Below are 21,855 nucleotides of genomic sequence, written 5' to 3'. Positions count from 1 at the left end.
TTAATTAACTAAAAAGACTCCCATTCGTCGTTGTGCGGTACTTTAGGAGCTAACTTTTTATTCGTTTTTAGCATGGCTACGGAAGCCACTTTTTTCTCTGACACAGCCTGAGGCGCTTGTTGTGGTCTCGTTTCTGCAACAGCAGCTTTATCACCTATATTAAACGCCGACACACGCTCGGATAGATTACCGGATTGTTGTTGCAAGCTTTCAGCAGCTGCCGCGGCTTCTTCTACCAGCGCCGCATTTTGCTGCGTCATTTCATCCATTTGCACTACCGCTTTACTGACTTCTTCAATGCCTGAAGCTTGTTCAGAACTTGCTGCAGCAATCTCTGACATAATGTCGTTGACCCGCTTAATAGAGGTCACCACTTCTTCCATAGTATCGCCAGACTGATTGACGAGTTTATTCCCCCCGTCAATTTTGCTCACTGAGTCTGAAATAAGCTCTTTAATTTCTTTTGCCGCCTCTGCAGAGCGCTGGGCTAAGCTTCTTACTTCTGATGCAACTACTGCAAAGCCTCGGCCTTGCTCGCCTGCTCGAGCCGCCTCTACAGCAGCATTTAATGCAAGTATATTGGTTTGAAATGCAATGCCGTCGATAACACCGATGATGTCTGAAATTTCTTGGGCTGACTCGTTAATTGACGACATGGTATCCACCACCTGACGAATTAACTCACCGCCTTTTGTCGCAATATCGCAGCTCTGCGAAGCTAGGCTATTAGCTTGTTCCGCGTTTTCAGCATTGAGTTTCACTGTACCTGTAAGCTCTTCCATACTTGACGCGGTTTCCTCAAGACTAGACGCTTGTTGCTCGGTACGGCTTGAAAGGTCAGAGTTACCTGTGGCTATTTCAGACGAAGCAGTATTAATGGTTTCTACTGCTTGGTAGATAGAACCGATAGTGCCAGACATTTCACCGACAAACTGGTTTATGGCATCACCCAATATTTGGAACTCGCCTTGGAACTGTTCATCAAGCTCTGCAGTTAAATCACCACCAGATAAGCGGGTCATTACCTCACTTATTGAACCGATAATGCGGCGCATATCGTCAATGAAACGATTTATTGATGTGCCTAGATCTTTAAATTCGCCGTCAAACTCATGCTCAATGCGACAGTCTAAATTGCCCTGAACTAATTCATTCATGGCGGTCTTGATATCGCTTATGGCTTGCTTTCTGCCCGTAATGTCGATGGCATATTTTACTACGCGATGCGGTCTTCCATTTTGATCTAAAATGGGGTTATAAGATGCCTGGATCCAAATTTCCTTACCGCCTTTGCCCACGCGCTTAAACTCATCGGTAAACAATACGCCTTGGCGTAACTGCTCCCAAAATTGGCTATACTCAACACTGCGCTTGTATTCATCATCAACGAACATGCTGTGATGTTTGCCTACAATTTCATCTAAGTTGTAGCCAACAGTGTCGGTGAAGTTCTCGTTGGCGTTTAAAATTTTTCCGTCAAGATCGAACTCGATAACCGCCTGTGCTTTGTTTATTGCTTCAATTTGCCCTTCGAAATACGCGTTACGAAGCTTGTTTTCGGTGATATCGGTGGCAAATTTCACTACGCGAATGACCTTGCCATCACCACCAAATACCGGGTTGTAGGTCGCTTGGATCCAAACCTCCTTACCCATTTTGTCAAAGCGACAAAACTCGCCACTTTGCAGCTTGCCCGCTTTAAGGTCGCGCCAAAACTGTGCGTACTCTTCAGTACGAATATACTGAGAGTCACAAAACATCTTATGATGGTTGCCTACGATCTCGTTAAGGCTATAGCCAAGAGCATTCAAGAAGTTTTCGTTAGCGTTTTGAATTACGCCATCTGCATTAAATTCTATAACCGCTTGCGCATTGTTAAGCGCGTCTAGCATGGTGCTTTTGATAAGCAACTCAGATTGATCAACCCATTCAACCATAGTGCCTATGTTTTTGTTATCTTGGTCGAAAAGAGGAGTTAGCGTAAGTTTGAAGTTCAAGTCGCCTATGTTTATTGTAGAGGTCATCGTTGACTTTAGTTCTGCAAGGATATTACGTTGATGAGACGGGTTGCGGTGAAACTGATCGATGTTCTGTCCTTCAAGGTTGTCAGCAGAAAAGCTGGGAAGAACAGCCTGTAGCTTCTTTTCATTTTCTTTAAGTAGTGTTTTTACCGACTGATTGGCGTAAATAATATTTCTGTCTGCATCGGCCATCATGATGCAACACGTTGTGGCATCAAGCGCCTGTTTGTTTCTTAATGCTTGGTTAACGTCCGTTGCCTTCGTGAAGTCTTCTAACCACGTCATGATTCCCATTGTCTCAGCCCTCAACCGTTTGTGTTTTTGTTTCAACTAAGCCCAATTCGTTACTTGTAATTAAGCTCTCAATATTCACTAAAATAACCATGTGTTCGTCCACATCCGCCAGCCCGTGAAGGTATTTGCTATCGAACGCCACTCCGAACTCTGGGGGAGGAAGCATGTCTTCTTCCGAAAGACGTATTACGTCAGACACCCCGTCAACGACAATACCTACAATCCGCTCGTGAACGTTTAGCATAATCACGATAGTAAAGTCGTTGTAGGTGGCTTCGCCGACATTGAACTTAATCCGCAAATCCACGATAGGTACAATATCGCCACGAAGGTTTATCACCCCCTTAATAAAGCTTGGCGCATTGGCTATTTTGGTGACCTGCTCATAGCCGCGAATTTCTTTCACCGTCGTGATGTCTAAGGCGTAGTGTTCTTCGCCCAATACGAAACTTAAAAATTCATTCTCTTTCGACGCACTAACGGCTTGCTGTAATGCTGCTTCGCTCATAGTGAAACCTCTTCATTTGGGATATTGGTACAATTTGCTGCTACCGAATCGGCATCCAAAATCATCGCGACCTTGCCATCGCCCATAATGGTAGCGCCTGCGATCCCTGCGACTTTTTTGTAATGTTGCTCTAAGCTCTTGATGACGACTTGTTGTTGACCTACCAGAGAATCCACCAATACGCCGTAGCGTTTTTTACTGCTTTCTAGCAGTACCACTATGCCTCGAGTTGGTTCGATAATGCCGTCGTCTACCTGCATCAATTGCGTAAGTGACACCAATGGCCAGTACTGGTCTCTAATCCACAGCACCTTGTCATTACCAAGTGTTTTTACTTGGGAAGCTGTAGGCTGAAAAGACTCGATTACGTTAAGCAGCGGAATGACAAAAATCTGATCGCCAACTGACACACACATACCGTCTACAATGGCGAGCGTAAGGGGTAGGTGGATATAAAAGGCTGAGCCCTCGCCTTGCGACGATTCGATTTCAATGCGTCCGCCAATAGATTCAATATTTCGGCGCACTACGTCCATACCAACGCCACGACCTGATACATCAGTGACCTCAGCGGCGGTAGAAAAACCCGCTTGGAATATAAGCTGCCAAATTTCACTGTCTGGCATATCCGGCGTAACGGCTAACCCGTTTTGTGTCGCTTTATCTAAAATGCGCGCTTTATTTAAGCCTGCACCGTCATCAATAATGCCGATAATGATGCTGCTACCTTTTTGCTCTGCACTTAAAATAACGGTTCCCTTTTCGGATTTACCTGCTTCAAGGCGCTTTTCAGGGCTTTCGATACCGTGGTCAATGCTGTTTCTAACTAAATGAGTAAGCGGGTCGACCAGCTTTTCGATAAGGCTTTTATCAATTTCAGTGTTGCCCCCCTGAATAACCAAATCGACTTTTTTGCCTAGCTTTGATGAAAGGTCACGTACAACGCGAGGGAAGCGATTAAATGTCATGTTCACTGGCAACATGCGCATAGACATTACCGATTCTTGTATTTCACGGGTATTGCGCTGTAGCTCGTCTATCGCGAGCTGTAAACGTTCACCTACCTGCCCTTCAACTTCCTGGCCTACGTTAGAAAGCATGGATTGAGTAATAACAAGTTCGCCAACTAAATTAACCATGGCATCAATTTTTGTTGTATCTACACGAATTGATGCGGCTTCTTTTGCCACTTTAGGTTTGGTTTTGACTGGCTTAACGATAGGTTGTTTGGGGGTGGCTTGTGCCGGTGTAGATTGTGTTACATCTGGTTTAATAGGAAGGTTTTCTGGTTCGAAAAAGCCAAAGCCCTCATCGTTTTTGATAACTTCAGGCGCCGCTTTAGCCTGTTTCTCCGCTGCTACTTCATCATCTTCAAAGAGTCCAAAACCCTCAATTTCCTCTGCTTCTTTTTGATTTTGCGAAGTTTCAGAGGTGATGCTTTGCGTCTCAGTTTCTTCATCATCGAAAAAGCCAAAACCTTCAATCTCGTTGTCTGAAGTACCTTCAATATCTACGGTTTGATCACTAGGCTCATGCACGACTTCACCTGAAGCGCTAGCAAGCGTCTCTTCGAGTACTTTTATGCTTGCGTCAATCTGTGCTTGAGGAAGTTCTGTCTGCTCTTTATAAGCAGACATGGTGTCTTTGAGTACATCAAGGGTTTGCAGGAAAATATCAACAATTTCTGCCGTTACCTGAATCTCTTGGTTGCGCGCTTTATCGAGCAGGTTCTCCATGACATGTGTGAGGTTCATTAATGCGTCGAAGCCAAAAATTCCGCTTCCGCCTTTTATGGAGTGAGCCGCTCTAAAAATACTGTTTAATTCTTCGGGGTCGGGAGCATCCACATCTAAGGTCATGAGCAACTGCTCCATGTCTTGGAGGTGCTCATCACTCTCATCAAAAAACACACCGTGAAACTGGTTTACATCAATGGTCATGGTTAACTCCCACTTGCCCTATTAAAACCGACGTTCGATTAGCCCAACACTCGTTTCATCACATCTAACAGCTTGTTCGGGTCAAAAGGTTTCACCATCCACCCTGTGGCTCCGGCAGCCTTACCTTTAGCCTTCATATCGTCGCCAGCCTCTGTGGTAAGCATCACAATTGGCGTCGAACGAAAATTAGATAACTCTCTTAAAGACTTAACCAGCGTTAAGCCATCCATGCGAGGCATGTTCTGATCGGTCAGTACAAAGTCGAAACGAGCCCCCTGGCACTTGTCTAGCGCATCTTGCCCATCTTGCGCCGTAGTTACGTTGTAGTTCGCTGACTTGAGGGTCATTTCAACCATCTGACGAATAGATACAGAGTCGTCAACAATCAATATGCTTTTGCTCATAATTCAATCACCTTTTGAATTGTCAAAATTGCTCTTACCTTGCTTTGTAGAGATTTTCGTTACCGCTAAAAAAGCTCTACATCACCCGCATCCATAGAAGTCGCAGAAACTGGGTTATGGTCTGCTTGCCCTTTTTCAGTAAGCGAGTGTTGATAGTTTTCTAGATTTTCTCGCACACGACTTGCGCTTTCTGCGGACAGCTGTGAAAGCTGCTCAATAATGAATTCAATGGTCTCTCGGGTATACATGAGGTTTTGGCCATTTATATCGCCAAACTGAAGGCCGCGAATGGCGGCTGCTGTAGAGTCGGCAAGCTGTTGCCTGATGGCTTCAAGCTCGCTTGCGCCCTGTATATCAGCTTCTGCTTTTTTGATAATGCCTTTGAGCTGTTCGCTAATCGCATCTTTTGCGTTCACCACGTGAGAAATGTCCTGAGACGCAACGACTTCAGCAGTTTCCGTTAGTTTATCGATAAGCGACTTGATATTTTCTATTTGGGTTTTAATTACGTCACTGAACTGCGTAGAACGGGTAGATAGCGCACGGACCTCGTCTGCGACAACAGCAAATCCACGACCGGCTTCACCAGCACGCGCAGCTTCGATAGCTGCGTTAAGCGCTAGTAGGTTGGTTTGTGAAGAAATATCATCAATGCCGCTTAACGCTTCAATCACGGTAGGCATGGCTTGCTGAATAGTTTGAACTTGGGTTTCTAACGCTCTTGTAGAGTCGGTCATTTGGGTAGTTGATACGATAAATTGCGTTAGTGTTGCATCGGTGTCTGACGCGAATGAACGCATTTTGTCGGCGTAAGCGCAGTCACTGTTATCATCGTCTTTTAGCAAATTGTTTATGCTAATTTCTTGCTGGCCAAGCAGGGATTGAAGAGAAATAAAGGATTCGCTTAACGTAGCCACCGCATCGCTCTGCGTTGAAAAAATGTCGCTAATATTTGATGAGGTGACTGATAATATGTTGTTCGCTTCGGATACTGCAATACTGATTGAATCAGAAGCTAACGAAGCCTCATGAGAAGGAGAGTAGTACTCTGTTGAATCGTTAGCGTTAGGCGTTGCTGTTGCCTGACTTAAATTAGTTACTCTTAGTAGTACGAACAGCAGAAAAACCACACAAGCGGAGCTAAGCACGAGTCCTAAATGCGATACTGACGTAAAGGATAAAGTCCAGCTCCCTAACATCGTTAAAAACGCCACAACGAAAGCATTGCTCTTGCTAGAGAAAAAGTTATCCAAATAATTTGCTGCAATGGCGACCACGATTTCACCTCGATTGTAACTACCGCGTTAACAACTGTACAAAACACGATCAAATTATGGTCTAATTTTTACCTCTAACAATTATACTTTTGAATATTTTTGTTAACTTGTTACTTTGGTGACATTTGCGACAGGCAGTGGTAAGGGTACGCCCATCGCGTATGGAATCTACAATAAGGAAAGTACCTGGAGGATTTGTAAAAGCACCAGAAGATATAAAAACTACTTAAAGCCGACTACCCGCTCCTAATGCTTCGAGTGTATCAAGTATAGCGTCTGAAATTTCTTCTAAGGGTTTTATGAAACTTGCAGCTTTCATTTCTACAGCGGTTTTAGGCATGCCGTATACAACACAGGTTTTTTCATCTTGGCAGAAGGTGACAGCGCCTTTAGTGTGCATATTCTTTAAACCTTTTGCCCCGTCGCGCCCCATTCCGGTAAGCAATACACCCACTGCATTTGCCCCTGCGTGCTCAGCAAGTGAATCGAACATGACGTCAACCGAGGGCTTATGCCCTGATACCTTAGGGCCATCATCAAGGCTCAAGCGGTAATCGGCACCACTTCTCTCTACTTTTAAATGTTTATTACCTGGTGCTAAATAGGCAAAGCCTGGCAATAAGCGCTCTCCCCCCTGCGCTTCTCGCACCGTTATTTCACAAAGGTTATCAAGACGCTTAGCATAGGTGGTGGTAAAACCCGGAGGCATATGTTGGGAAATAATAGTTGCTGGAGCATTGCGAGGAAAATGCATGATGACATCTTTGATCGCTTCGGTTCCTCCAGTTGAAGCGCCTATTCCAATAAGCTTTTCAGTGCCGGTATAGCGCATGGAAGCGTGCTTAGTGCAGCGAGTTTCGGTGGGATGGCTTAACTTTGAGTGGGCCGCTGCCTTTATCTTTTCAACGATAACTGCGGCATATTCGGTCATACCTTGCGCCACACCTAATTTTGGCTTTGCCATGAAATCAACCGCTCCCAATTCTAGGGCGCGCAACGTTGCATCGGCGCCTCGTTCAGTGAGCGTGGAAATCATTACCACTGGGGTTGGCATCGCCTTCATCATCACTTCTAAAAAGCGAAGCCCATCTACCTTTGGCATTTCAATGTCTAGGGTAATAACATCGGGCCTAAACTCTTGTACCATCCGCTTGGCTACGTAGGCATCGGGTGCTGCGCCAACTAATGATAACCCTGGCGCTTTAGCGACGATTTCTGACAAAATTTGTCTTATTAAGGCAGAGTCGTCAACGACGAGAACTTTTATAGGCATGTGATTGTTCCGAAAATGAAATAACACCCGTCTTCGCTTGCTCAGAAAGTAGAACACGATGCGTAGATTCACGCTCGTAAAGCGTAGCATTATTGAACTCGCGAATTCGCTTCATATACACTTTTCCGTCTGCCGGAAAATAGTAAATTTTTCGAGCATAGGTAGACATCAAATCACTGCTAACAAGGGGAATATTTGCATTATCTAAATACTCTAAAACAAACTCTGCATTTACTCGCCCAATGTCTTGTTGCACAAACCCTGGTAAGACTTTTCCGCCGCCAAATGCTTTAGCCACCAGCTTGTTACGACGCGCGCCTAAATGCACGAGTTGGTCTATCAGCATATTCATAGCGTGCACGCCGTACTTTGTGGCTAAGCAGGCGTCGAGATTGGTAGTAAAGTTGAGATCGGGCAACATGAAGTGGTTCATGCCCCCAATTTTTTTTTCTTGATCGAAAATGCACGCCGCAACACACGAACCAAGGATAGTTACCAAAGCTTTGTCTGCGGCAGTAGCATAGTATTGCCCCGGCAGGAGTTTTACCGCTTCTTTTTGAAGGCGATTATCAAAATAACGTATGGGGTTTTCATCCTGACTCATACTACAAATTCCCTTTAAACAACGGGTCGATAAACGGTTTTCCCCATGGGCGCCACCAGTTCAGGGTACATAGTGAAATTTTCAGAGTGCCCTGCTACGTACATGCCGTCCCTACACATTAACTTCACCATACGCGCTAAAATTTTACGCTGCGTAGGACGGTCAAAGTAAATCATAACGTTGCGGCAAAAAATTACGTCTATCGGCGCATCTAAACACCAGTTTGGCGACATTAAATTGAGTGGTTCGAACTGCACCATTTTTCGTAGCTCATCTACCACCCTTACTCTTCCGATTTGCGAACCTTTACCTTTGTAGAAGAATTGGGTTTTATAATCGTAAGAAAGCTGACTAATACTGTTTTGGGCATAAACACCCTGGCGGGCCTTCTGCAACACTTTACTATCAATGTCTGTGGCAAGTATTTGTACGTTGGGCGTAAAGGTGCCAAACACGGACGCCACCGTCATCGCAATACTGTAAGGCTCTTCACCCGTGCTGCTCGCAGCGCACCAAATACGTTTAGTTTGCGGTCGCTTTCGAAGAAAATTTGCTAGCGCTTCAAAGTGATGTGGCTCCCTGAAAAACGCAGTCAGGTTGGTGGTAAGCGCATTGATGAAGTGCTCCATTTCATCGTCATTGCTTCCAACATAAGCTAAGTATTCTTTAAAGCTATTTATTTCGAGCGTGCGCAGCCGCCTCGCAAGGCGGCTATAAACCATCGCGTCTTTCGAGTCGGCTAGGTTAATGCCTGCTTGTTTAAAAAGCAGACCTTTTACCCGCTCGAAATCTCTTCGGCTATATGAAAATTCCCTTTGCGCGTCCGTGCTTGGTATGGCTGTCATACACTAAAATGCCTCCCAATCCGACGCATCAGGCGCGGCTGGATTCAGCGCTTTAATTCGCTGCTTTGGCACTTCGCGCTCTTTAGGTAACCCACTGCTACCATTTAACGAGCGCACCTCAGAGATCTGTTCCGGCTTTCGACTATTTCCTACTTTGAAAACAGATACCCGCTGCGCGAGTTCACCCGACTGCTGCCGCATACTGTCAGCGGCTGCCGCTGCCTGTTCAACTAAGGCAGCATTTTGTTGGGTCATTTCGTCCATTTGAACCACCGCATTGCTCACTTCCTGAATGCCTGTGGCTTGCTCCGATGACGCAGCAGCAATTTCAGACATAATGTCGTTAACACGCTTTATCGCTGTGACGATATTGGCCATGGTTTCACCAGACTTATTCACCAATACATTGCCATCGCCAATCTTTTCCACTGATGCTGAAATTAGCGCCTTAATGTCTTTTGCCGCCTCTGCAGAGCGCTGGGCCAACGTTCTTACTTCAGAGGCAACAACTGCAAATCCGCGTCCTTGTTCGCCCGCTCTTGCCGCTTCAACGGCTGCGTTTAGTGCAAGTATGTTTGTTTGGAAGGCAATGCCATCGATTACGCCGATAATGTCGGAAATACGCTGGGCTGAGTCATTAATTTCACCCATGGTATGCACCACTTGTTCAATAACTTTGCCGCCCTCAGATGCTACGTCAGACGCCTGACTTGCCAACCCTTTTGCTTGGTCAGCATTCTCTGCATTTAGCTTCACCGTTCCCGTTAGTTCTTCCATGGCTGAGGCAGTTTCTTCTAAGCTTGAAGCCTGCTGCTCGGTACGGCTAGACAGGTCGGCGTTACCCGTGGCTATCTCGTTTGAAGCAGTATCGATGGTTTCAACAGCAGTGTGAATTTTCACAATGGTGTCGCGTAGTTCGCCAATAAAGTGATTGATGGATTCACCGAGTACTTTGAAATCACCATCTAGTGGCTCATCTATTGTTTTCAATAAATCGCCTTCTGTTAAGCTCGCCATAATAGATTTGATGCTTTCTACTGCTAAGGTTCTACCTGTAACATCTGTCGCGTATTTCACTACTCTAAACGGCTTGCCGTTTTGGTCTAAGATGGGGTTGTAAGAGGCTTGGATATAAACTGGCTTTCCTGATTTGTCGAAACGCTTATACTCGCCGCTGGCATAAACCCCTTGACGCAATTGCTCCCAGAAGGCTGCGTATTCGGGGCTATTTTTAAAGGCAGGATCTACAAAAATACTGTGGTGCTTACCTTTTACTTCGTCAAGGGTATAGCCCATCGCGGCTAAAAAGTTGCTGTTCGCGTTTAAGATTACGCCTTCGAGGTCAAATTCAATGACAGCCTGAGACTTACTTATGGCGTTCAACTGACCTTCAAAATAAGCGTTTTTCAACTTGTCTTCAGTGATGTTGGTTGCGTATTTAACTACTCTGAACGGGTTACCGTTCATGTCTTCTATTGGGTTATAAGAAGCTTGGATCCATACGCTATTACCTGACTTGCTTACTCGCTTAAATTCGCCAGAGAAGAATTTGCCTTCTTTAAGTTCAGACCAAAAACGCTGGTACGATTCTGTTTGTCTATTTTCTTCATCTACAAATAACTGATGATGCTTACCTTTAATTTCGTCTAGGCGGTAACCCATAGTGTTGAGGAAGTTGTCATTAGCGGTAATGATATTGCCATCTACATCAAATTCGATGACCGCCTGAGATTTACTAATCGCGTTAATTTGCCCTTCGAAATACGCGTTTCTTAGCTTATCTTGCGTTACGTCGGTGGCAAATTTAACTACTTTAAATGGCTTGCCAGTACTGTCAAAAATGGGGTTGTAAGACGCACGGATCCATATCTCTTTGCCGCCTTTGGCAATGCGTTTGTATTCACCCTCGGTATGCTCTCCTGCTTTTAAACTCTGCCAAAAAGCAGCGTATTCTGCACTTAGCTTATACCTTGGGTCGACAAACATACTATGATGCTGCCCTTTAATTTCTGACAAACTATAGCCCATTGCGGCAAGGAAATTTTCGTTGGCGTTTAAAATATTTCCCTCTAGGTCGAACTCGATTACGGCTTGAGATTTGTTAATGGCGGTAATTTGCCCTTCAAAATCTGCATTTTTCTGTTTTTGTGCAGTAATGTCAGAGGCAAATTTAATGATGTAATCCACCTCGCCGTTGTCGTCAAACACAGGGTTATAGGTAGCTTGGATCCATACCTCTTCGCCTTGTTTATTGATTCTGCAAAACTCACCGCTGTGTACGTCTCCGCTTTTTAGCTTTGTCCAAAACGCTTTGTACTCATCGCTTTGTGCGTAGTCACTATCTACAAAAATACGATGGTGCTTTCCTACTACTTCAGCCTCGCTATAACCCATGGCGGATAGAAAGTTGTCGTTAGCCGATAATATTTCCCCATCTGTAGTAAAGGAGATCACAGCTTGGCTTCGCATAATGGCATCGACCATGCCTTTGTTACGTTTATTTTCTGTGTTGTCCTGCCATTCATTGACGAAAAGCTGAGTGCCGTTTTCGTCCGCTGTTATTGCAGATGTACTTACACAAAAGCTATGTTCAGCAAGTGAAACAAGCTGCTTGTTACCACCTGTAGAATGGGTGAGTAAATAAGACGGATTTTCTGCTGTGCTTGAACTGACTGTAATATCGTCAATGTGCTTTCCTGATAATGTGGATTCGCCACCGCCGACAGAAAAGTCTTTAGAGTAGGCTTTTGCCATATGCAGGAATGCCGGTGTGCAGTAATGAATAACCCCAGACTTGTCGATAACCAACAAGTTTGAAGTACTCGCCTTTAAAATATTCGACTTTAATAGCGCGTCGTGCTTCGCTATTTTTAATTCTTCGCCGTTAAGAAAATTAAATACGCCCATAACTAATATTTCCCAATGTCAGGTGTTTCCGTTTAGTGAAGGACCTTGTAACTACGCGTCGTCGTTAACGCTATCAGGTGCAACTAAACCCAGCTCCTCGCTGGTTATTAAGCTCTCAATGTTCACCAGAATGACCATGTTTTCATCCACATCGGCTAAACCGTGTAGATATCTGCTGTCAAAGGCTACGCCAAACTCTGGTGGCGGAAGTACTTGCTCTTCAGACAAGCGAATAACATCGGATACACCATCTACCACGATGCCAACAATGCGCTCTTGAATGTTCAGCATTATCACTATTGTGAAGTCGTTATATGTGGCCTCTCCAACGTTAAACTTAATACGCAAATCCACGATAGGAACTATGTCACCACGTAAATTAATTACGCCTTTTATAAACGCTGGCGCATTCGCAATTTTGGTAACTTGTTCGTATCCTCTGATTTCCTTCACTGTTGTTATGTCCAAGGCGTAATGCTCATCGCCAAGCACGAAACTTAAGTATTCTTTGTCTTGTCCGCCAGTAACCGCTTGATGCAAGGCAGTTTCACTCATGAAAGTAACTCCTCTATTTGGCTGGAGGTGTAGGTTGTAGCGATGGAGTCTGCATCAATGATAAGTGCGACTTTTCCGTCGCCCATAATGGTTGCCCCCGCTATTCCAGCCACTTTACGGTAGTGTTCCTCTAAACTCTTAATGACCACCTGCTGCTGGCCCACTAGTGCATCAACCAAAATACCAAAGCGCTTTTTACTGCTTTCAAGTAACACCACAATGCCCTCTGTTGGAGAAAGTGCTGCATCCTCTACTTCCATAAAGTCGTAAAGAGGCACTAAAGGCCAATATTGGTCTCGGATGTAAAGTACGGTGTCGTTACCCAAGGTTTTAAGCTGCTGTTTTGTGGGCTGGAAAGATTCAATAATATTTAAAAGAGGAACAACAAAGATTTGCTTACCTACTGACACACACATGCCGTCGACAATGGCAAGCGTAAGCGGCAGGTGGATGAAAAAAGCAGAGCCTTCTCCAGCGCTCGATTCAATATCAATGCGTCCGCCAATTGACTCGATATTGCGACGCACCACATCCATTCCTACCCCTCTGCCCGATACATCGGTAATAGCTTCGGCAGTTGAGAAGCCAGGCTGGAAAATCAACTGCCATACTTCTGAGTCAGGCATATCGTCTGATACGGCAAGCCCGTTGCTTCGCGCTTTATCAAGAATTTTATCGCGATGAAGGCCACCACCATCGTCAATAATACTGATGATAATACTGCCGCCCTTTTGCTCGGCACTTAAGATAACCGTGCCCTTTTCCGGCTTGCCAGCAGCCGTACGCTTTTCTGGCATTTCGATGCCATGATCAATGCTATTGCGCACTAAGTGAGTAAGCGGGTCGACAATCTTTTCAATTAGGCTTTTATCGATTTCCGTACTGCCACCTTGAAGTACCAGTTCAACCTGTTTACCCAACTTTCCTGCTAGGTCTCTTACTAAACGGGGGAAGCGATTAAAAGTTGCAGTTAGCGGAAGCATGCGCATAGACATGACCGACTCTTGAATTTCTCGGGTGTTGCGCTGTAACTCATCAATAGCAAGCTGTAGCCGCTCGCCAACTTGCCCATCAACATCTTGGCCTATCATAGATAGCATTGACTGGGTGATTACCAGTTCGCCCACCAGATTAACCATGGCGTCAATTTTCGTGGTATCTACTCGAATTGAAGCCGACTCTCGGGCGGTGCTTTTTTTCGTAGAAGGTTTAGTTTTCTTTTTATCCGTTGCAGGCGTAGAGCCAGCCCCCGTTTGTGGTGCTTTAACACCGTTAGATGTTGTTGCCGAGTTTTGTGAGGTCTTGGCGCTTTGCCTTTGCTGATCGTTAGTTGTGTTTACTGCAGTATTTATGTGGCTAGCCGAAGGTACGTCTTCGAAAAAGCCAAAGCCTTGGCCTTCCTCTTTGTTACCACTTTCAGCTTTTCCGGCTTCTGATTTTTCCGCTTGAGACTCGACAAGGTTACTTTGGGTTTCTTCATCATCAAAGAACCCAAAACCTTCATCAGCTTGTGGTGACGATTGGGTAGTTTCGCTTTCTTGAAGGTCGCGGTTATCAGATACGTCATCAAAAAATCCAAAGCCATCATCGTCTGCTTCGCTGCTTTCGCTAGATTGATTGTGAACAGGCTCTTCATCGAAAAAGCCAAAACCATCGTCAGTAGCTGAACTGGCCTCAGAAGGCTCATCATCAAAGAAGCCGAAGCCATCATCCTGTTCACTTTCGTTTTGCGCGTTTGCGCTTACTTCAGTTGACCCATAGTTGCCATCTGATTCAGCATCAGTGGGTTGCCCGTTAATAACACCGTTGAGTATTTTTATGCGCTCATCGATGCCTTCTTGTGGAATTTCAGTTTCATCACGGTAGGCGTTTAAGGTGTCTTTTAAAACGTCTAGAGTTTCTAAAAGAACATTTGCAATGTCAGCTGTGACGCTAAGTTCATTGTTACGAGCCTTGTCGAGTAAATTTTCCATCACATGCGTTAAGTTCATCAACGCATCAAAGCCGAAAATACCGCTACCGCCCTTTATGGAATGGGCTGCTCGAAAAATACTATTGAGTTCTTCTGGATCAGGAGACTCGACGTCTAAGCTCATCAATAGCTGTTCCATATCGTCGAGATGCTCGTCGCTCTCGTCGAAAAACACACTATGGAACTGTTCAATGTCGATGCTCATTCTGAATCCTTCCAGACTTAAGGTATTAGAAGATAGGCTTAACCTAAGACACGCTTAGTAACGTCAAGAAGTTTGTTTGGATCGAAAGGTTTTACCATCCAGCCAGTTGCGCCTGCAGCTTTACCTTTCGCTTTCATATCATCGCCCGCTTCTGTTGTAAGCATGACAATTGGGGTTCTGCTGTAGGCCCCTAAACCACGCAAACTTTTAATAAGCGTAAGGCCATCCATACGAGGCATGTTTTGATCAGTGAGTACAAAGTTAAATTGCTGCCCCTTACATTTATCCAGCGCTTCTTGACCGTCTTGGGCTGTGGTGACGGTATATCCGGCGCCCTTTAATGTCATCTCTACCATTTGACGAATCGACACTGAATCGTCGACAACTAAAATATGTTTGCTCATATGCTCACTTCTCCAAAATATGTCATTACTGACAGTGCTTCCTGTCCTTTCTTAGCTTAGAACAATTCAACTTCTCCAGCGTCCATAGAGGTTGCAGACACCGGGTTGTGATCATTTTTACCTTTCGCAGCGAGCCCTTTTTGGTACTCATTTAATGCGCTGACAAAACGCTCAATATTGCTGGCATCTAACGTTGCCAACTGTTCTTTAATGAACGAAATCATGTCTTGGGTATATTGAATATGCTGGCCATTTATATCGCCAAATTGCATACCTCGAATAGCTGCGTTTATCGACTCATCAAGCTGTGAACCTATATCTTCAATCTGTTTTGTAGTTACAAGATCCGCTTCTGCTTTTCTAATGATTTCGGCCAATTGATCACTAATGTGTGATTTAGCATTAACAACCTGAGATATATCTTGCGAGGCTACAAATTCTGCAGTATCGGTGAGTTTGTCTACCAAACTACGAATGTTCTCAACTTGGGTTTTAATGACGTCACTAAATTGTGTAGAGCGGGTTGATAATGCGCGTACTTCATCAGCTACAACCGCAAAACCTCGACCTGCTTCGCCTGCCCTTGCCGCTTCTATCGCAGCATTTAGAGCCAATAAGTTGGTTTGCGCGGCGATATCATCAATGCCGCTAAGCGCGTCAATAACCGTAGGCATGGCCTGTTGGATAGTTTGGACTTGTTCCATAAGGTGCTTTGTTGAAGAGGACATTTGCTCGGTTGAATCGATAAATTCGGTTAAGGTTCCGTCAGTTTCTTGTGCGAACGTACGCATGCGTTCTGAATATGATTGTGTTTGCGCACTATCAACGCTCAATAACGCGTCAATGCATTGAATTTGCTGTGCAACAAGGGCTTTTAAGCTGCTAAAGGCATTGGATAAAGTTTCAACGGCGTCATCTTGGGTAGACTTGATGGACGATAAATTGCTGTCGCATGTGCTTAAAGACAGAGCAAGCTCATCGCTCGCTTTTTTGATATCAGCACTACCCGCTTGTTCGCTTTGCCCTAGGGAGTCGTTATTTGGATAGATCTCGTCAACTTCATCCGCACTTTTGCTATAAGCGAAAGCACTAAAGACAACTACGCCTGTTAGTACCGCAAGCGCTGTGAGCGCGGACACAAAAAAGAACAAAGCCCAAGAAGCAGCTATGCCTACTACACAAAGTACATATATGCTCTTTAAAGCCCCTTGCTGTATTGAGGGTAAGTTACTAGATGACAAAAAAACTCTCCTTGAAAAAACACTGCGACTTAACTTCAACAGTACTCTTTCATAATTAAGCACGTTACTTGGTTCACGAATTACAAAGCGCTGGGCACACTATACGAGCGCCCATAGATAAAAAGCCTAGCGCAAAGGCAACATAACGTTGTTAGCTAAGCTGGGTAACAACGTTATGATTAGCTGGCTTTGCACACATGAGGTAAGCGTAGTACCCATTTTGAAAAGTAGGCAAGAACATGCATAAGTTTTTTATAAAAAAAGCGCTCTTTGGCTTTAACTGCGTCTAAAAAGCGCAAACTAGTTCTTATCAAGCTTGTTTTCAGAGTATTTGGCTTCGTTCCACTATGCGACAAGTGCGCGACTATGCAGGGTGCTCTTTCTGAAATTGAAACATTCAAGTGTGCCTATGACACACGCCACTCCCTAGTAATTTAGCCATAAATGCCATTATTAATTTTTGATTTCGAAAGGTGCTTAGCACCGAACAATAGTGTAGGTGAAGGCATATTGTTACCTCTATTCAATGCCATCGAGTCAGAAAAACGTAACGATTTAACTCCCTTTTCAAGTCAAGAAATGCGTCTGGCTTTGTGGCGTAAGCCTTTGGACTATATGGTTAAAAAATATAAACCAGCTACGAATGAAGTATGGGTTATTGGAGACTGTGAGGAGTCTGAAATTAGTGCAGATAATAGTTTAGGTACGAAAACGGTTCAGATACTTCGGACGGGCGTTAATAAGCCACTAAAAGCACAGCTCCATGTGTCTTCGCGTCAAGAGTTTGTAAGTTTGGTACAGATGTCGTAGCGCTTGCGGATCTATTTATATGAGGCTGGTCAATTATGGATCCAGACTATCAGCATCAGGCAAAGGTGTGTATTTGTATCCAGTCAATACCCAAACTCCATCCACATAAGTATAAGTCCACTCCCTGCTTCCATCAACTCTAGTCTGCTTGACTGTTTGCTTATCACCTTCTTTCGGTGCTGGATCAGGATTTGGGACACTGTTAAGAGTTTCAAGGGAACTTTCGGCTCCTTTATTAGACTCTCCTACACCCATACAGAAATGTTTCTTACTTATCAAAGTATAAGGTTTTTCAAGGTCAAAAGTGTTAGTGCTAATTGCTTCATACATTGCATCAATCAGCCCAGAACTAAGAGTAGGGGTGCCTTTTTCTTCTACCACTTCAGTACTACAAACCGTTTTTGCTAAAGTGGAACCAGGAAATGCAATAAATGAAACAACGAAGAGTGATACATAAGTACCTAATTTGACTACTTTTGGCGGCTTCGAACGTGCTCGATGGCATTTATTCGATGATAGAAAATTATGAATATACTTTGGCATTATAATTAAAACTCCCTCTTAATCTAAATTGTGAAAGTCCACAACTAAAGCCTAATCGTAGCCCATGCAAAACGCAAAACGCATTAAATCAAACCTCAACGATTAAGTGCATGAAATTGCTTAGATTAAAAATCAACAAGTGCACCACTCGCTAAGTTAAGTACCCTTTCGTATGCCCTTAGGCGGAAACTCTGTTTCAATTAATACCGCGTTTGACGATGGTAGCGGTCATGGTAGTTATCCTGCGACCAATGTTATTGACGGTAATACCGACTTTTCATCACGTTGGGCAGGTAGCGGCTCGCCGGTGAATTTAACGGTTCAGCTTAACGAAACCACTAGGGTATCAGAAGTTGGCATAGCCTGGGGTCGAGGCGATACGCAGGCATACACGTTTGAAATATACGCACGCCCAAGAACTAGCGGCTCTTGGACGAAAGTCTTTGATGATGTGAGCAGGTTTTAGTCGCTATTTGTACCTAACTTGCTAAGAAGTGTTGAAAATAGTGTTGATGAGAAAGCGCCAATAGATACGCAAACTGCCACTGCTGAGAAAATAAAAAACACCAGGTTTAGATTTACAGGAAGAAAGTCGATAATTGACGTGAAAAATTGTCCAGCGAAGACTGCCATCGCAAAGAAAGAGAGATTCTTACCTCTATTTTCCTCATGGCTTATTTCTACAGTCGCATGATTGAGTAGTGGTATTGATAGGCCAAAGCCTGCACCCGCGAACGTCGCTGCTAACATTATTGCCTGTATTTCACTAAAACTCCCGAAAACGAACAACGCTGCGCCAAAGCAAAGAAATGAAAGCGAAAGTGTTCTTTTCTCTTTTATCGCTTTAACAAACCTAGGCAATAACGAAGCTGCAACCACAGCAACCAGTGATATATACGACAATATGTAACCGATATGCGCTTCCGAGTAGTCAAGCGCTTCAAGGTGTTGAGGTAAAGAGACAACCATACTGAAAAATAGCGCCATCGCGCATACAGCAAAGCTAAGAATGGATTTGATACCAGAAAAACTGGACACAACGTCTTTCGCTTTATGATCACTAGTGCGATTTCTCGACGTTAATATTTTTTGATTACTCGGTACGGAAAAAACAACTAGTAGCGCGCATACTGCTGCAATGCCGTACAGTAAAAACGCCGCCTTCCAATGAGCCTGCGCTAGTATCCCTCCAATAAAAAGAAAGATTACGCCACCGAGCTCGATAGCCATTCCTTGCTTGGCAATCATTTTTAAGCGCGCTTCCCCTGTGTACCATTGAGATATCAGCGCCGTTCCTGCAGCCATAACACCGGCAGCAAACCCGCCTAATATTATGCGATTTGCAGCAATAAGAATTTCACTGCTAAGCAACACAACAGATAGGCCTAGCAAGCAGTAGCTCCATAAGCTTAATAACAGCGTTTTTCTTGCCCCGTGTTTATCTATCCATCGCCCAAAAAGCGGAGCGAAAATGATAGCTCCAAGTGCAGGCAGCGTGATGAGTAACGATGGGTATTGAGTAAATTGTAGCCCTTTTGCGATAGCAATCAGCCCCGGAGCAACAGCTGCCCCAACCATAATTGTAAGGGTGGCGCATAAGAGCAATGTAAACTCACCAGTGCGCGAAAGGTTATTAGAGGTATTCATAAAGTGCTCTCTTACTAGTTAAACTGTTTAGCGATGCTAACGCCTTGCTAGCAATCCTTTAAATGATATTATTCAACCTCACTAATCTCTAAATGGCATAAATCATGAACTTTAAGCACCTGAAAACCTTTATTGAAGTCGCACAATGCAAGAGTTTTTCAACCGCGGCTGCTCGGCTACACACAGTGCAAAGTGCAATAAGCCGCCACATTAACGCGCTGGAAGAAGATTTAGAGGTTACTTTGCTGTTACGCAATACACGCACCGTGGAGCTAACTGAGGTGGGGGAAAATTTCCTGCTACATGCGCAAGCTATTGTTAAACACTGTCGTGACGCAAAAGAAGATGCGAAATTAATACAAAGCGGCCAAAAAGGTCTATTGAGAATTGGTTACCTTAGTTCTGCATGCGCTCACTTTTTGCCAGACATGTTGCGGCAGTTTTCAAAGCAACACGAAAATGTAAAAGTAAAAATTATTGAAATGACTGTTGCCGAACAACTTCAGGCCCTTAGCGAAAACGCCATTGATATTGGCTTTTCCCGTCCCGTTCCTGATGCTTATAAACCACTACTCGAAGAAAAGCGGGTGGCTTACGATCCAATACAAGTTGTAGTTTCAGATAAACACGAACTACACACATTAAGTGAAATTTCACCAGATATGGCTGGAAAGTATCCGCTAATATTGTTTTCCCGAGCCCACGCTACCAATCAGTTCGATAACATTATGGCTTTGTTTCACGAAAGAAATTTAGGTGTAAATGTAGTAAGTGAACCTCATTCCATGCAGGCTTTGTTAACAGAAGTGGCCAGTAGCAATTGTGTTGCACTCGCTCCTAGCTGTATACAAAACTTACAAACAAATGGCTGCAAATTTATTCCTTTAAATCCGGGTATGAATGTAGAACTCTGTATGCATTGGTCTACCCAAGCATCGGCTACTACCAACGCTTGGTTAACTTGGTACAAAGAGAACGAAGATATATTTAGGCTATAACTATATCTATGCATTTATAAGATAAGTCATCCACAATAATATCATTTCTAGTATAAATTAAAGGCACGTACAATTTTTCTATCAATAGGATACGGGAGATTGTCTTGCAGCCCACATTTTCAGAACTCACAAAAAAACAACTTTTTCTTTTAGCATGCGCTGTTGCCGCTACTGCAGCTAACCTTTATTACACCCAACCTATACTGCCTTTAATAGGCGAAAGCCTAGGGGTTAAAGAAAGTGCGCTGGGCGCCATTCCTGCCCTTGCGCAAATAGGGTATGCCATAGCAATCATTTTCATATCACCGTTAGGCGATGTCGTAGCAAGGCGAAAAATCATTGGGGTGCTCTCGGTATTGCTTATTATTGGAGCGAGCGCCGCATCTGTTTCAAGTCATATCATGATGCTTGGTGTAGCGTGCGTGTTAATTGGCTTAAGTGCCAATATTACTCAGCAGATTATTCCCTTAGTGGCGTCGATGATGAGTGGTGATAAAAAAGGGCCTGCCATTGCTACCGTTATGACGGGGCTTACCGTAGGCATTTTGCTCTCTCGTACCATTAGCGGCACTATAGCGACTCACTTCGGGTGGCGCGCGGTTTTCGTAATGTCTGCGCTTCTGGCTGGATTAGTGGGCCTAATGCTGTATCTCATTTTGCCCAATCAAAAGCCTGACCTTTCTATGTCGTATACGTCGCTGTTAAAAAGCTTGCTACAACTTTTTAAAAAATATAAGACACTTCGAAAGGCTACCTATACTGGCATGATTTGGTTTGCTGCTTTTAACGCATTATGGGCTACATTAGCGCTACACGTAAGCGAATCACCCTTCTATTTTAATGCCCAACAAGCCGGTATGTTCGGCATAGTTGCTTTAGCCGGTGTCGCAGGTGCCAAATTAGCGGGTAGATGGGTAAATAAATTGGGTGCAGCACAAAGCGTTTCCTATTCAGTGTTAGTTATCATCGCAGGGTTTGCCCTTTCAGTTTTTACCCAGAACATGCTTTGGGGGCTGGTCGCCAGTATCGTACTTATCGATTTTGGGGTGTTTAGCGCTCAAGTTGCCAATCAAGTCAGAGTTTTTTCCATAGATGCACAAGCACAAAGTCGTGTGAACAGTATATATATGCTGGGCTATTACATTGGCGGCGCTGTAGGCTCATCTGCCGGTGTGAAGCTTTATTCTCAATTTGGGTGGAACGGTGTTTCAACGATTGCGTGTGGTGTTTTGCTCATAAGCCTTACTATTAATCGATAAACTAGACACAAATTGGTAATACCAATAAGTTTTAATAGAAATATGACAAGATAAAAATAATCAACATTTTCATTTATTTATACGTGATAATAAAAATAAATATCATTGTTGTTTTGATCTATTCCAAATATGCACTTACATTATGTTA

Annotated in this window: 19 protein-coding genes and 1 pseudogene; 4 read left to right on the top strand and 16 right to left on the bottom strand. The window is 44.1% G+C overall.

Annotation, left to right across the window (positions count from 1 at the left end):
• Positions 1-8: 8 nt before the first annotated feature.
• The 14 genes and pseudogenes from ACYTPF_RS14510 to ACYTPF_RS14445 all read right to left on the bottom strand — a co-directional run bounded on the left by ACYTPF_RS14510 (position 9) and on the right by ACYTPF_RS14445 (position 15,937).
• Positions 9-2,315: a methyl-accepting chemotaxis protein gene (locus tag ACYTPF_RS14510; protein ID WP_461852712.1), complete on the bottom strand. Its 2,307-nt coding sequence runs from the start codon at positions 2,313-2,315 to the stop codon at positions 9-11.
• A 4-nt stretch (positions 2,316-2,319) separates the two neighbouring features.
• A complete protein-coding gene (locus tag ACYTPF_RS14505) occupies positions 2,320-2,823 on the bottom strand; it encodes a chemotaxis protein CheW (RefSeq protein WP_179982088.1) in 504 nt (167 codons plus the stop codon).
• Complete coding sequence (locus ACYTPF_RS14500; protein WP_461852711.1) at positions 2,820-4,763, bottom strand: chemotaxis protein CheA; 1,944 nt, start codon at positions 4,761-4,763, stop codon at positions 2,820-2,822. The genes ACYTPF_RS14505 and ACYTPF_RS14500 overlap by 4 nt, the downstream gene beginning before the upstream one ends.
• Before the next feature lie 38 nt (positions 4,764-4,801).
• Positions 4,802-5,167 carry a response regulator gene (locus tag ACYTPF_RS14495; RefSeq protein ID WP_179982086.1) on the bottom strand — a complete coding sequence of 122 codons (366 nt, stop codon included), beginning with the start codon at positions 5,165-5,167 and terminating at the stop codon, positions 4,802-4,804.
• Between the two features lie 65 nt (positions 5,168-5,232).
• Complete coding sequence (locus ACYTPF_RS14490; RefSeq protein WP_461852710.1) at positions 5,233-6,444, bottom strand: methyl-accepting chemotaxis protein; 1,212 nt, start codon at positions 6,442-6,444, stop codon at positions 5,233-5,235.
• 226 nt (positions 6,445-6,670) lie between these two features.
• The gene (locus ACYTPF_RS14485; protein ID WP_179982084.1) at positions 6,671-7,717 is read right to left on the bottom strand and encodes a protein-glutamate methylesterase/protein-glutamine glutaminase; all 1,047 of its coding nucleotides are present in this window, start codon (positions 7,715-7,717) and stop codon (positions 6,671-6,673) included.
• On the bottom strand, positions 7,692-8,321 hold the full coding sequence (gene cheD, locus ACYTPF_RS14480; RefSeq protein WP_179982083.1) for a chemoreceptor glutamine deamidase CheD: 630 nt from the start codon (positions 8,319-8,321) through the stop codon (positions 7,692-7,694). The genes ACYTPF_RS14485 and cheD overlap by 26 nt, the downstream gene beginning before the upstream one ends.
• A 14-nt stretch (positions 8,322-8,335) precedes the next feature.
• Positions 8,336-9,166, bottom strand: a complete 831-nt coding sequence (locus tag ACYTPF_RS14475) for a CheR family methyltransferase (RefSeq protein WP_461852709.1) — start codon at positions 9,164-9,166, stop codon at positions 8,336-8,338.
• A gap of 3 nt (positions 9,167-9,169) precedes the next feature.
• On the bottom strand, positions 9,170-11,323 hold the full coding sequence (locus tag ACYTPF_RS14470; RefSeq protein ID WP_461852735.1) for a methyl-accepting chemotaxis protein: 2,154 nt from the start codon (positions 11,321-11,323) through the stop codon (positions 9,170-9,172).
• Positions 11,312-11,635 (bottom strand): annotated as a pseudogene (locus tag ACYTPF_RS14465) (PAS domain-containing protein); the annotation flags it as partial. The gene ACYTPF_RS14470 and the pseudogene ACYTPF_RS14465, both read right to left, overlap by 12 nt.
• Before the next feature lie 489 nt (positions 11,636-12,124).
• Entirely contained in the window at positions 12,125-12,628 is a 504-nt protein-coding gene (locus ACYTPF_RS14460) for a chemotaxis protein CheW (protein WP_025256887.1), read from the bottom strand.
• Positions 12,625-14,805 (bottom strand): chemotaxis protein CheW, encoded by a 2,181-nt coding sequence (locus ACYTPF_RS14455; RefSeq protein ID WP_461852708.1) that lies wholly within the window; start codon positions 14,803-14,805, stop codon positions 12,625-12,627. Before ACYTPF_RS14455 ends, ACYTPF_RS14460 begins: the two co-directional genes overlap by 4 nt.
• A gap of 38 nt (positions 14,806-14,843) precedes the next feature.
• Positions 14,844-15,209 carry a response regulator gene (locus ACYTPF_RS14450; protein WP_461852707.1) on the bottom strand — a complete coding sequence of 122 codons (366 nt, stop codon included), beginning with the start codon at positions 15,207-15,209 and terminating at the stop codon, positions 14,844-14,846.
• Positions 15,210-15,265: 56 nt separating this feature from the next.
• Complete coding sequence (locus ACYTPF_RS14445) at positions 15,266-15,937, bottom strand: methyl-accepting chemotaxis protein (RefSeq protein ID WP_415858651.1); 672 nt, start codon at positions 15,935-15,937, stop codon at positions 15,266-15,268.
• 957 nt (positions 15,938-16,894) lie between these two features.
• Between ACYTPF_RS14445 and ACYTPF_RS14440 the strand changes: the two genes are divergently transcribed.
• On the top strand, positions 16,895-17,260 hold the full coding sequence (locus ACYTPF_RS14440) for a hypothetical protein (protein ID WP_461852706.1): 366 nt from the start codon (positions 16,895-16,897) through the stop codon (positions 17,258-17,260).
• A 33-nt stretch (positions 17,261-17,293) separates the two neighbouring features.
• Here the strand turns inward: ACYTPF_RS14440 and ACYTPF_RS14435 are convergent, their stop codons facing one another.
• Complete coding sequence (locus tag ACYTPF_RS14435; RefSeq protein ID WP_461852705.1) at positions 17,294-17,803, bottom strand: hypothetical protein; 510 nt, start codon at positions 17,801-17,803, stop codon at positions 17,294-17,296.
• A gap of 172 nt (positions 17,804-17,975) precedes the next feature.
• Between ACYTPF_RS14435 and ACYTPF_RS14430 the strand changes: the two genes are divergently transcribed.
• Entirely contained in the window at positions 17,976-18,269 is a 294-nt protein-coding gene (locus ACYTPF_RS14430; RefSeq protein WP_461852704.1) for a discoidin domain-containing protein, read from the top strand.
• Here ACYTPF_RS14430 and ACYTPF_RS14425 read toward each other — a convergent pair.
• Positions 18,266-19,450 (bottom strand): MFS transporter, encoded by a 1,185-nt coding sequence (locus ACYTPF_RS14425; protein WP_461852703.1) that lies wholly within the window; start codon positions 19,448-19,450, stop codon positions 18,266-18,268. The genes ACYTPF_RS14430 and ACYTPF_RS14425 overlap by 4 nt on opposite strands.
• Before the next feature lie 104 nt (positions 19,451-19,554).
• Here ACYTPF_RS14425 and ACYTPF_RS14420 point away from each other — a divergent pair, with 104 nt between their 5' ends.
• Positions 19,555-20,448, top strand: a complete 894-nt coding sequence (locus ACYTPF_RS14420) for a LysR family transcriptional regulator (RefSeq protein ID WP_461852702.1) — start codon at positions 19,555-19,557, stop codon at positions 20,446-20,448.
• Positions 20,449-20,552: 104 nt separating this feature from the next.
• A complete protein-coding gene (locus ACYTPF_RS14415; protein WP_461852701.1) occupies positions 20,553-21,707 on the top strand; it encodes an MFS transporter in 1,155 nt (384 codons plus the stop codon).
• Positions 21,708-21,855: the final 148 nt, after the last annotated feature.

It is taken from the genome of Alteromonas sp. HB246098 (assembly GCF_054890645.1).
The sequence above is the reverse complement of the archived record's forward strand: the minus strand, read 5'-3'. Positions and strand labels throughout refer to the sequence as shown.